General features: G+C 63.5%; 16 protein-coding genes and 1 pseudogene. All 17 read left to right on the forward strand.

Annotated elements, in window-relative coordinates; genetic code table 11:
- Positions 1-106 precede the first annotated feature (106 nt).
- Positions 107-964 (forward strand): GPO family capsid scaffolding protein, encoded by an 858-nt coding sequence (locus tag BDI24065_RS06175; RefSeq protein WP_175030469.1) that lies wholly within the window; start codon positions 107-109, stop codon positions 962-964.
- Between the two features lie 46 nt (positions 965-1,010).
- A complete protein-coding gene (locus tag BDI24065_RS06180) occupies positions 1,011-2,063 on the forward strand; it encodes a phage major capsid protein, P2 family (protein ID WP_174914034.1) in 1,053 nt (350 codons plus the stop codon).
- A 9-nt stretch (positions 2,064-2,072) separates the two neighbouring features.
- A complete protein-coding gene (gene gpM / locus BDI24065_RS06185; RefSeq protein WP_174953158.1) occupies positions 2,073-2,759 on the forward strand; it encodes a phage terminase small subunit in 687 nt (228 codons plus the stop codon).
- Positions 2,760-2,861: 102 nt separating this feature from the next.
- Complete coding sequence (locus tag BDI24065_RS06190; RefSeq protein WP_175030470.1) at positions 2,862-3,362, forward strand: head completion/stabilization protein; 501 nt, start codon at positions 2,862-2,864, stop codon at positions 3,360-3,362.
- Complete coding sequence (locus tag BDI24065_RS06195; RefSeq protein ID WP_175017027.1) at positions 3,362-3,568, forward strand: tail protein X; 207 nt, start codon at positions 3,362-3,364, stop codon at positions 3,566-3,568. The genes BDI24065_RS06190 and BDI24065_RS06195 overlap by 1 nt, the downstream gene beginning before the upstream one ends.
- A 7-nt stretch (positions 3,569-3,575) precedes the next feature.
- On the forward strand, positions 3,576-4,019 hold the full coding sequence (locus BDI24065_RS06200) for a hypothetical protein (RefSeq protein WP_175030471.1): 444 nt from the start codon (positions 3,576-3,578) through the stop codon (positions 4,017-4,019).
- The gene (locus tag BDI24065_RS06205; protein ID WP_124583518.1) at positions 4,007-4,411 is read left to right on the forward strand and encodes a phage holin family protein; all 405 of its coding nucleotides are present in this window, start codon (positions 4,007-4,009) and stop codon (positions 4,409-4,411) included. The genes BDI24065_RS06200 and BDI24065_RS06205 overlap by 13 nt, the downstream gene beginning before the upstream one ends.
- Positions 4,412-4,441: 30 nt before the next feature.
- Positions 4,442-4,891 carry a D-Ala-D-Ala carboxypeptidase family metallohydrolase gene (locus BDI24065_RS06210; protein WP_175030472.1) on the forward strand — a complete coding sequence of 150 codons (450 nt, stop codon included), beginning with the start codon at positions 4,442-4,444 and terminating at the stop codon, positions 4,889-4,891.
- Positions 4,888-5,328, forward strand: a complete 441-nt coding sequence (lysB, locus tag BDI24065_RS41000; RefSeq protein ID WP_175030473.1) for an Rz-like lysis system protein LysB — start codon at positions 4,888-4,890, stop codon at positions 5,326-5,328. The genes BDI24065_RS06210 and lysB overlap by 4 nt, the downstream gene beginning before the upstream one ends.
- Positions 5,216-5,455, forward strand: a complete 240-nt coding sequence (gene lysC, locus BDI24065_RS06215; RefSeq protein ID WP_254609695.1) for an Rz1-like lysis system protein LysC — start codon at positions 5,216-5,218, stop codon at positions 5,453-5,455. Before lysB ends, lysC begins: the two co-directional genes overlap by 113 nt.
- Positions 5,452-5,928 carry a phage tail protein gene (locus BDI24065_RS06220; RefSeq protein ID WP_175030475.1) on the forward strand — a complete coding sequence of 159 codons (477 nt, stop codon included), beginning with the start codon at positions 5,452-5,454 and terminating at the stop codon, positions 5,926-5,928. Before lysC ends, BDI24065_RS06220 begins: the two co-directional genes overlap by 4 nt.
- Complete coding sequence (locus BDI24065_RS06225; RefSeq protein WP_175030476.1) at positions 5,925-6,395, forward strand: phage virion morphogenesis protein; 471 nt, start codon at positions 5,925-5,927, stop codon at positions 6,393-6,395. Before BDI24065_RS06220 ends, BDI24065_RS06225 begins: the two co-directional genes overlap by 4 nt.
- A 165-nt stretch (positions 6,396-6,560) precedes the next feature.
- The gene (locus BDI24065_RS06230) at positions 6,561-7,247 is read left to right on the forward strand and encodes a phage baseplate assembly protein V (RefSeq protein WP_254609696.1); all 687 of its coding nucleotides are present in this window, start codon (positions 6,561-6,563) and stop codon (positions 7,245-7,247) included.
- A 5-nt stretch (positions 7,248-7,252) separates the two neighbouring features.
- Positions 7,253-7,624, forward strand: a complete 372-nt coding sequence (locus BDI24065_RS06235) for a GPW/gp25 family protein (protein ID WP_438819998.1) — start codon at positions 7,253-7,255, stop codon at positions 7,622-7,624.
- A complete protein-coding gene (locus BDI24065_RS06240) occupies positions 7,621-8,532 on the forward strand; it encodes a baseplate assembly protein (protein ID WP_175030479.1) in 912 nt (303 codons plus the stop codon). The genes BDI24065_RS06235 and BDI24065_RS06240 overlap by 4 nt, the downstream gene beginning before the upstream one ends.
- Positions 8,522-9,067 (forward strand): phage tail protein I, encoded by a 546-nt coding sequence (locus BDI24065_RS06245; protein ID WP_175030480.1) that lies wholly within the window; start codon positions 8,522-8,524, stop codon positions 9,065-9,067. The genes BDI24065_RS06240 and BDI24065_RS06245 overlap by 11 nt, the downstream gene beginning before the upstream one ends.
- Positions 9,068-9,069: 2 nt before the next feature.
- A pseudogene (locus BDI24065_RS06250) lies at positions 9,070-9,480 on the forward strand (phage tail protein); the annotation flags it as partial.
- Positions 9,481-9,558 lie beyond the last annotated feature (78 nt).

The following is a 9,558-nucleotide window of genomic DNA, read 5'->3' on the forward strand; positions in this document are numbered from 1 at the left end:
GTACCCGGCCGCACGCGCAACGCACCGCATTGATGGGCCGACGGCGCACGCGCACGATGACGGAACCGCTTAATCAGCGCACAGGAACCAACAGGGAGAAAACACGATGAAGTTTGTGCGGGTGGCAACGGAGGGCGCGACTACGGACGGTCGCGCCATCACGCGACAGCAGATTCAAGAAATGGCGGACACGTACAACCCGGCGACGTATGGCGCGCGCGTGTTTCTCGAACACTATCGCGGCATCTTCCCGGATGGCCCGTTCCGCGCTTATGGCGACGTGACGGCAGTCGAGGCGCGTGCGGTCGAGGACGGCAAGCTGGCACTGTTCGCGCAGATCGATCCGACTGACGACCTCAAGGCAATCACGAAGGCGCGCCAGAAGGTCTACACGAGCATCGAAATCTCGCCGAATTTCGCGGAAAGCGGCAAGGCGTACATGGTCGGCCTCGGCGTGACCGACAGCCCCGCCAGCCTCGGCACCGAAATTCTCGCGTTCTCCGCGAAGAACCCGGACTACTTCAAGTCGCACAAGCTTGCGCCGGAAAACCTGTTCTCGGTCGGCGTCGAAGTCGAGTCCGCATCGCTATTCAGCGAACACGAGGCGAGCCCGGCCGTGTCGCCGGCGTCGTTCGCATCGATGGTGACGTCGAAGCTGGCCGAACTGTTCGGGATCGGCGGCAATGGTGGCGCAGCAGCACCGGCACAAAGCGCTGGGGCGGCACCGGCCGCGGATTCGAATGGCGGTGCAATTCCGTCGGATATCGCCTCGCGTCTGTCGTACCACAGCGCATCGCAACAGGTGCTCATCGAAGGCATGCGCCGCGAAATCGATGCGCTGAAATCGGAAGGTGCGAAGGACCGCGCGGCGTTCAGTGCCCTGAGCCAGCGACTCGAAGCCGAGCCGGGCGGTACGCAACGGCCGATCGCTACTGGCGGCGAATGGGATGCGACGGACTGCTGATCGCGGTCGGCTCATCTAGGCGAAACATCGATTCATCGGAGAAATCATGCTGGAAAATACACAACGCGCGGTTGACCGCTACACCGAAAACATCGCGCGCCTGAACGGCGTCAGCGACGTTTCGAAGAAATTTTCGGTCGTGCCGAGCGTGCAGCAAAAGGTAGAAAAGCGAATTCAGGAATCGGCCGCGCTCCTGAAACGCATCAACGTCCAAGGTGTGACGGCGCAGGAGGGCGAAAAGCTCGGTCTGCTGGTCGGCGCGCCGATCGCGAGCACGACCGACACGAAAGTGAAGGAACGCGAAACGGTCGATCTGACCGATCTCGATCCGAACCGCTATTTCTGTTCGCAGACGAATTTCGACACGCACCTGCGTTACAACAAGCTGGACGCGTGGGCGACGACGCCGAATTTCCAAACGATGGTGCGCGATGCGAACGCGCAGCAGCAAGCACTCGATCGCATCCGCGTAGGGTTCAATGGCATCAGCCGGGCCAACACGTCCGACCGCACGAAGAACCCGAATCTGGAGGACGTGAATAAGGGCTGGCTCCAGAAGTACCGCGAGCAAGCGCCGAGTCGCGTTGTCGCGGACGGCAAAGCGAAGGGCAAGATCATGATCGGCGGTGCTGGTGCCGACTACGCGAATATCGACGCGCTCGTGTACGAGGCAATCAATTCGCTGATCGAACCGTGGTATGCGGACAATCCGGACCTCGTGGTTCTGTGTGGCCGGGACACGATGCTGGACAAGTATTTCCCGATCGTGAACCGGGACAATCCGCCGACCGAATCGATCGCCGCAAGTCTCATCATCAGCCAGAAGCGTATGGGCAACGTGAGCGCGATGCAGGTTCCGTTCATGCCGCGCGGCAAGATGCTGGTCACGATGCTGTCGAACCTGTCGATCTACTGGGAAATCAGCGGCCGTCGCCGCGCGATCATCGACAACCCGAAGCGCGATCAGCTCGAATTCTTCGAGTCGAGCAACGAAGCGTATGTGATCGAGGACTTCGGCGCGGGCTGTCTGCTCGAAAACATCGTGTTCGCGGGTGCACCGGGTGCTGACGATCCGGCTGCGCCGGGCGCAGGTCAGTAAGGGGCGGGCATGGTGAGGCATACCCCGATCACCCGGCACCTGATGCGCGTCGCCGCGTCGGTGGCCGTGAGCGAGCCTGACGAGCCGATCGCGGCGAGCGTGCAGCGCGGCCAGGACAGGGCGTCCGACATGATGCGCGCCAAGCTCGCGACCGATCAGCGACGGTTGAAGGAAACGCAATCCGTCGCGCGCAAGGTCGCGATCAAGCGCGAAATCCTGCCGGATTACGTGCCATACGTCGGCGAAGCGCTGAACCGCGACGCAGGCGGTCAGGACGATGTGCTGGTCACGATCATGCTGTGGCGGCTCGATGCGGGCGACATGGGCGGTGCTTTCGATATCGCGCGCTACGCGATCCGCCACGGGCTCACCATGCCTGCGCAGTTTGAACGCACGCTACCCGCTACCGTGGCCGAAGAGTTCGCGGACGCGGCCGACGTGCCGCCGTACATGCTGGCCGAAGTGATCGATCTGACCGAGCCGTTCGATATGGTCGATCAGATTCGGGCGAAGCTGTTCAAGGCGTATGGGCTCGCGACTGCCGCGAACGAACCGGCGGTGGCACTCGCCGCGTTTCGGCGTGCGTTTGACCTGAACGACAAGATCGGCGTCAAGCGCGATATCGCGCGGCTCGAAGCGACGTTGTCCGGCGATGAATCTGCATCCATGCCCGACGGTGAGGGCGTGGATGCGTAACGTGTCCCTCGCGACGTGGCGGCACGCGTGCCGGGCGGTAGGCGGAAAGCCTCACCAAACGGCACGCGTCCACCGCCACACCTACATCGCGGCGGTGCCGACATGAGCGATTTGATTTCCACCGCTCCGGTGCCTGCCGCCAGTGCGCCCGCACCCGACGATCCGTCGGTCGCGCCGGTCATTCGGGTGGATAGCTGGTATCCACCGATCGACATGCGCGATGCGCGTGCCGTGCTGCGGCTGGTCGACGGCACGATCACGGACGCCCGGTTACGTGAGGCGCTGATCGAAGGCATCGCACACACGTGCGATGTGCTGGCCGACTGGCGGGCCGAAAGCGAGCGCGCCGGGGCGCTCGATCTGTCGGCAACGTCGCCGCTCGAAATCGACGGGGAGAACGTGCAGATACAGCGCTTCCGGCGCGCCGTGTATGGGTGGGCTCGGGCGCAGTTGGCCGAGCGCTACCGGGATTACGACACGTCGAAAGACGGCGCACGTCGTGCTGACGCGCTCGACTGCGTGCCGGACGACGCCCGGCGTGATGCGTATTGGGCGATGTCCGACATGATGCGGCGCGGTCGCGTCACGGTGGACCTGATCTGATGAAAGCGCACGCACTCCAAAACGAAACGGTCGATGCGCTCTGCTGGCGTGTGCTCGGCCGAACCGATGGCGTCGTGGAGGCGGTATTGGAGGCGAACCCCGGCATCGCCGACGTGGGGCTGTTCCTGCCGATCGGATATCAGGTGGAGATTCCCGACCCCGCCACAGTGTCCGGCACGGCCCCGTTGATTCAAATTTTTGACTGAGGTGAACATGCAAAGGCTCACCAATACCCATGATCGCCGCGCGCTGTCCACGGTGGTGAGAATCGCCTACATGGTGGCGGTACTGGCGACCGCACCGCGCAGCGGCATCACGCAGTATCCGCTCGCGCTGATGATGCTCGGGCACGGCGGACTGCTGGTCTACGCGCCGTTTTACGCGATGCTCGGCGTCGCATCCATGCAGGCGGCGGACGTGCTCACGAATGTGATTCTTCGGGGCCGGTTCGTGTGTGTTTGGCTCGCCGACATGCGGCGTGGTTTGTACGTGTACGCGGCGTTCTGCTATCTCGTTCCGCCGTTCGTGCTCGCGCCTGTCCTTGACGATGCGTGGGGCGCTTACGCGGTGTCCGTCTCTATGGCCGTCGTGTCGTTGGCGATGGCATTTCACGATCTATTCGAAAAACGTCATCGGAGGGCTGTGTGCAAAACCTGATTCGCTACCACTGGCTTTGGATGCTGATGGTATGGCCGCTGTCGGCGTGGGCCGCGTCGATCACGTTCGGCGACGATCTGGCGCACATTCCGGCCGCCGCGTTTGCGGTGTGCCTGCTGCTGTCGTTTATCGGCGGGCTCGCGAGCACGTTGCAGAAGCTGGCCGCTGACGATCCGCCGGTTCGCTCGGTTGCGTTGGAAATCGCGAAAGACACGGTGGTGTCGCTGGTCGCCGGGCTGGTCGCGTTCTTCGGTTCGGAATGGCTCGACCTGCAATCAGTGTTGGAGGCGGGGGTTATCACGCTGTCCGGCTACGGCGGTTCGCGGGTGCTCGATCGGATGCTAGGCCGCGCGCTGCGCGAGGTTGATCGCGGCGTCGACGCGAGCCGATAGATTATTCACGACTGGATTCAGGGAGAACACATGCAGTTGACTGATCATTTCTCGCTCGCCGAACTGATCGCGAGCACCGAAGCGCGCAAGCGCGGCATCGACAACACGCCGTCGGCCGAAACGGTCGATAACCTGCGTCGCCTCGCGCAGACGCTCGAACAGGCCCGCGTGCTGCTCGGCGGAAACCCGATGGTGGTTTCGTCGGGATACCGGTGTCCGGCGTTGAATCGCGCGGTCGGCGGCGTATCAGACAGCGCGCACCTTCACGGGCTCGCGGCAGATTTCGTCTGCCCCGCATTCGGCTCGCCGCTCGACGTGGTGCGCAAGCTCGCGGCGTCGAATCTGCCGTTCGATCAGGTCATTCACGAGGGCGGGCGGTGGGTGCATATCGGGCTCGCCGCTGACGGCAAGAAACCCCGCCGACAGGTGTTGACCGCGAATTTCAGCGGTGAGCACGCGACTTACACGGTCGGCGCATGAGCCCGCTCGTCGGGCGGCTGCTCGCTGTCGCCGTTGCCGCGCTCGCGGCATGGGGCGCGGTGAGCTACGTCAAAGACCTGCGCGGCGACCTGCGGGCCGCGCAGATCGAGGCGTCGAAGGCCCGCGAAGCCGTGACGGCACGTGACAACACAATTGCGGCTTTGCTGGCGACGGCGCAGGAGAACGCCAAGCTGCAACAGCGGCTCGGCGTCACGCAATCGAAGATCGACAACGCACAGAAGCGGATCGAGGACGCAACCCGGAGGATCATCAATGAAACACCCGAATCTCGTGCATGGGCTGATACTGTCTTGCCTGCTGGCATTGCCCGCTTGCACGCAAGTCCCGCCATCACCGGGGCTTGCGATTACGTTCAACACGTGCCCGACGGTGACACGCTGCACGATGCCTGCAACGGCGCCAGAAACGAACGGTGACATGAGCACGACGCTGACGGCCGCGAAAGCGGCGTGGGCGCGTTGCGCGGCTGTCGTGGACATGATTTTTGACTGTCAGGCGCGGGGCGATGCCGGCGACTCGACGGCGACGGCGGGCGCGAAGTGAAGAAATCGGATTCGCTTCGGGCCGCGATCACGGCGGCGGTGCCGGGGCTTCCCGAAAATCCCGACCGACTGTTGATGTTCGTTGAGGGCGGGCACATCGCCGCATCGCCTGGACAAACCGCATCGTTCGAATACCGCTATTTCGCGCGCCTCGTGATGCTGGAATTCGGAGGGTCGACGGATTCAGTCATGGGGGCGATTGTGGAGTGGGTGCAGGCGAATCAACCCGATCTGTTCCAGAATCGCGACAACGAGGCGCACGGGATCGAGTTCGAGGTCGACGTGCTGAACAACAACGCGGTCGACCTGTCGGTGCGCGTCAAGCTCACTGAAAGCGTTGTCGCACGAGTGGGCGATGACGGTCGACGCACGTTCACCCACATCGATGACAGCGTGCCCGCGAGCACCGATTGGGATTCGGCCGCGTGGGTCGCGGGGCGTGATCTGGTGTCCGGGGCGTGGCCGAAGAAATGACCGACGATCTGCACGCGCTCGAAATGCTGGCGATCCAACTGCTCGCACGACTCTCTCCGTCACAGCGGCGGGCCGCGTTGATGGGGGTCGCACGCGAGATGCGGCGGCATCAGTCCGACCGCATCGCGCAGCAGTTGAACCCGGACGGCACACCATACGAGCCCCGTAAGCGCGCGAGCGCTCGATCACGTAAGGGCCGCATCCGTCGACAAGCGATGTTCCGGAAGCTGCGCACCGCTCGATGGTTGAAGGTCGAAGCCAGCCCCGACGAAGCGGCGGTAGGCTTCGCGGGCCGCATCGCCCGTATTGCGGCGGTCCACCAATATGGCGAGCGCGCGCCAGTCGCGCCGCACGGCCCCGAATACCAGTACCCGCGCCGAGCGCTCGTCGGGGTCGCCGCGCACGATCGCGAGTCGATCCGCGCTCGGCTGATTGCGCATCTCGAAGGCCGAATTTCACGCGCCTGATTCTCCCGCCTCCCACATTTCCACGCCTTTTGTACCCGGCACGAGCACGACCGCATGTGCTCGCCGGGCGTTCGCGCGCGCGCCATGATGTTCACGTGATATTCGGGAGCATCGACAGTGGAGCAAGCGGCAGCAAATGAAGCGCGACGGGTCGCACGCAATAGCGTGCTGCTCGGCCGCGTGATCGCGATCGACGCATCGGACGCAGAAAACCCGGTGTGCCGCGTCGCGATCGGCGACGACGAATCGGACGGGCAAGGGCTTCACTCCGGCTGGCTTCGCTGGACTACGGCGCGCGCTGGCTCGCTGCGCACGTGGAGCGCGCCAACGCTCGGCGAACAGGTCAAGATCGATTGCCCGATGGGCGACCTTGCACAAGGCATCGTCTCCGGCGCGCTGTATTCCGAAGATCGGCCCGCGCCGAGCACGAGCACCGCCGAGCACGTGATGCAGTTCGATGACGGCGCACGTATCTCGTATGACGAGGAATGGCACGCGTTGACGGTCGATCTGCCTGCGGGTGCAACGATTCGGATGGTCGCGCCCGCGTCGGTCGTCGTGGAAACGAAGGACGCGACAGTGAAGGCTGAAACGATCACGCTCGACGCGGAACAGACGACGTGCAAGGGCAAGCTCACCGTCGAAGGTCCATTCGTGTTCCTGTCGGGTGCAGACGGGCAGGCAGGCGAGGGCGGTTCCGGTCCTGTCATGCGGATCAATGGACCTGCCGAGTTCGCGGGTGTTGTGACCGCCGCTGACCATCACGCGGGCGGCGTAAGCTTGATCCACCATCCGCACCAAGCAAAGGGCGAGTTCGCAATCACGTCCCCGGCTCTTTCGGCGGGCGCATGAGCGGCATGGACGCACAAACCGGCGCACTCATCGATGGCGACGAGCACCTGTCGCAATCGCTCGCGATCATCATGTCGACGCCGCTCGCCTCGCGCGTGAAGCGCCGCACGTTCGGCTCCGAACTGCCGGACCTGATCGACGGCCCGGCGAACCGCGCATTGCTCGTGCGCGTCTACGCAGCGGTCGCGACCGCGATCATGCGGTGGGAGCCGCGCCTTACGCTCACCAAAGTGGCATTCGACGCCGCTGTGCTGGCCGCTGGCGATTTCAGGAACGGCCGCGTGCCGATTCTGATCGAGGGATACAAGACCGTGAACGGTCGGCAGATTCCGGTAAGCGTGAAATCGTCCGTCGACGTGTCGGGGGTACGGGCATGAGCCAAAACGTTATCGATCTGTCGCGCCTGCCCGCGCCGAACGTAGTCGAAGAAATCGATTTCGAATCGCTCTTTGCCGAGCGCAAGGCCGGTTTCGTCGCGCTCGTGCCTGACGAGATTCGTGCGGCGGTCGCGGCGAAACTCGAACTGCAATCCGAGGCAATCACGATCTTGCTGCAGGAAAGCGTTTATCGCGAAATGTACCTGCGCCAGCGTGTGAACGATGCAGCGCGTGCGCTGATGCTCGCGTTTGCGATGGATGGCGATTTGGATCAGCTCGCGGCGCTGCTTGGCGTTCAACGTCTGGTGGTCACGCCGGGCGATCCGGATACCGGCACCGACCCCGTGATGGAGTCGAACGACGATCTGCGCGACCGCACGCAGCTTGCGCCGCAAGGCTATTCCGTTGCCGGGCCGGAAGGTGCGTACCGCTCGCACGCACGTGCAGCGCACGGCTCGGTGCTCGACGCGTCTGCGACGAGCCCGACTCCGGGCGAAGTGCTCGTGTCGGTGCTCGTGCGTGAAGGCGACGGCACGGCACCGCAAGCCGTAATCGATGCGGTCGCGGCGGCGTTGAGTGCTGACGATGTTCGCCCGCTGACGGACAAGGTGACGGTCAGAAGTGCCGAAATCGTGAAGTACGGCATCGACGCAATCATCTACACATACGCGGGGCCAGATTCGGGCGTGGTCATCTCGGAAGCACAGTCGCGCGCGCAGAAGTTCGCCGACAACTCGCGCCGCAATGGTCGGGAAATCCCGTTGTCCGGGATCTATGCCGCGCTGCATGCCGAAGGCGTCGAGCGCGTCGTGCTCCTTTCCCCTACGAAAGACATTGCGATCAAGTCGACGCAGGCATCGTTCTGCTCGTCGTTGAAGGTGAAGCACGGGGGTGTGTATGGCGGATGACCTCCTGCCGCCGAACGCATCGCCGCTCATGCGTGCAGCGGCGCGCGCCAATGCGCCGCTCGGTAACGTTCCCGTTCCCCTACGTGACCTGATGAACGCGGACCGCATTCCCCTTGATCTGCTCCCGTGGCTCGCGTGGCATCTGGGCGTCGTCACGTGGAAAAACGAATGGCCGGAACAGGTGCGCCGCGCACGCGTGAAAGCGGCAATTCCGATCGCGCGCAAGAACGGCACGGCGGCAGCGGTGCGCGAAGTAGTCGAAAGCTTCGGCGGAAACATCGTTCTTCGGGAGTGGTTCGAACAAACGCCGCCCACTACGCCGTACACGTTCGAACTATTCATGACCGTGGCCGCACGTGACGGCAACCCGCCGACCGCGGACTACATCGCCGACATTCTGCGCGAAGTCGATCGAGCGAAGCCCGTGCGCGCTCATTACACCTTCACGCAGGGGTTTTCGCTAAGTGGCTCGATCGGGGTCGGGGCTGGTGGACAGGCTGCGCTCTATCGTCGTCTGACATTGACGGAACAATGAACATGGCAGGAAATTTCATTCAGGTGACTGACGCCGGGCGCGCCGCATTGGTGGCGCAAGGCAACACGGGCACGAACGAACACCGCGTAACCGAAATCGGGCTTTGCACGGGTGCGTTCGTGTTCAAGCCGGACATGCTGGCCATGCCGAACGAGCGCAAGCGCGTGACCACGTTCGGCGGGAAGAACGTCGCGAAGGACACCGTCCACGTGACGATTCAGGACACGACGGACGATCAGTATTCGTTGTTCGGCTATGGCCTGTATCTGGAAAATGGCGTGCTCGCGGCGGTGTACGTGCAGAGCACGCCGATCATGGAAAAGTCGCCTGCCGCCTACCTGATGCTGTCCGCTGACATGCAGTTTGTGTCGATCGATGCAGCAACGCTCGTTTTCGGTGAATCGTCGTTCCTAACAGGCTGTTGAATTTGGGAACGGTGTAAACGGGCTTTGCGAGCGGTGCGTTAGAGATATCGTGTTCATGACCTTGAG

The organism is Burkholderia lata, from assembly GCF_902499025.1.
GTDB lineage: Bacteria > Pseudomonadota > Gammaproteobacteria > Burkholderiales > Burkholderiaceae > Burkholderia > Burkholderia lata_C.

Bases quoted from the DNA above. Each gene is read 5' to 3' on its own strand.
- BDI24065_RS06175 (WP_175030469.1), top strand. From the start codon at position 107: ATGAAGTTTGTGCGGGTGGCAACGGAGGGCGCGACTACGGACGGTCGC.
- BDI24065_RS06180 (WP_174914034.1), top strand. From the start codon at position 1,011: ATGCTGGAAAATACACAACGCGCGGTTGACCGCTACACCGAAAACATC.
- gpM (WP_174953158.1), top strand. From the start codon at position 2,073: ATGGTGAGGCATACCCCGATCACCCGGCACCTGATGCGCGTCGCCGCG.
- BDI24065_RS06190 (WP_175030470.1), top strand. From the start codon at position 2,862: ATGAGCGATTTGATTTCCACCGCTCCGGTGCCTGCCGCCAGTGCGCCC.
- BDI24065_RS06195 (WP_175017027.1), top strand. From the start codon at position 3,362: ATGAAAGCGCACGCACTCCAAAACGAAACGGTCGATGCGCTCTGCTGG.
- BDI24065_RS06200 (WP_175030471.1), top strand. From the start codon at position 3,576: ATGCAAAGGCTCACCAATACCCATGATCGCCGCGCGCTGTCCACGGTG.
- BDI24065_RS06210 (WP_175030472.1), top strand. From the start codon at position 4,442: ATGCAGTTGACTGATCATTTCTCGCTCGCCGAACTGATCGCGAGCACC.
- lysB (WP_175030473.1), top strand. From the start codon at position 4,888: ATGAGCCCGCTCGTCGGGCGGCTGCTCGCTGTCGCCGTTGCCGCGCTC.
- BDI24065_RS06225 (WP_175030476.1), top strand. From the start codon at position 5,925: ATGACCGACGATCTGCACGCGCTCGAAATGCTGGCGATCCAACTGCTC.
- BDI24065_RS06235 (WP_438819998.1), top strand. From the start codon at position 7,253: ATGGACGCACAAACCGGCGCACTCATCGATGGCGACGAGCACCTGTCG.
- BDI24065_RS06240 (WP_175030479.1), top strand. From the start codon at position 7,621: ATGAGCCAAAACGTTATCGATCTGTCGCGCCTGCCCGCGCCGAACGTA.
- BDI24065_RS06245 (WP_175030480.1), top strand. From the start codon at position 8,522: ATGGCGGATGACCTCCTGCCGCCGAACGCATCGCCGCTCATGCGTGCA.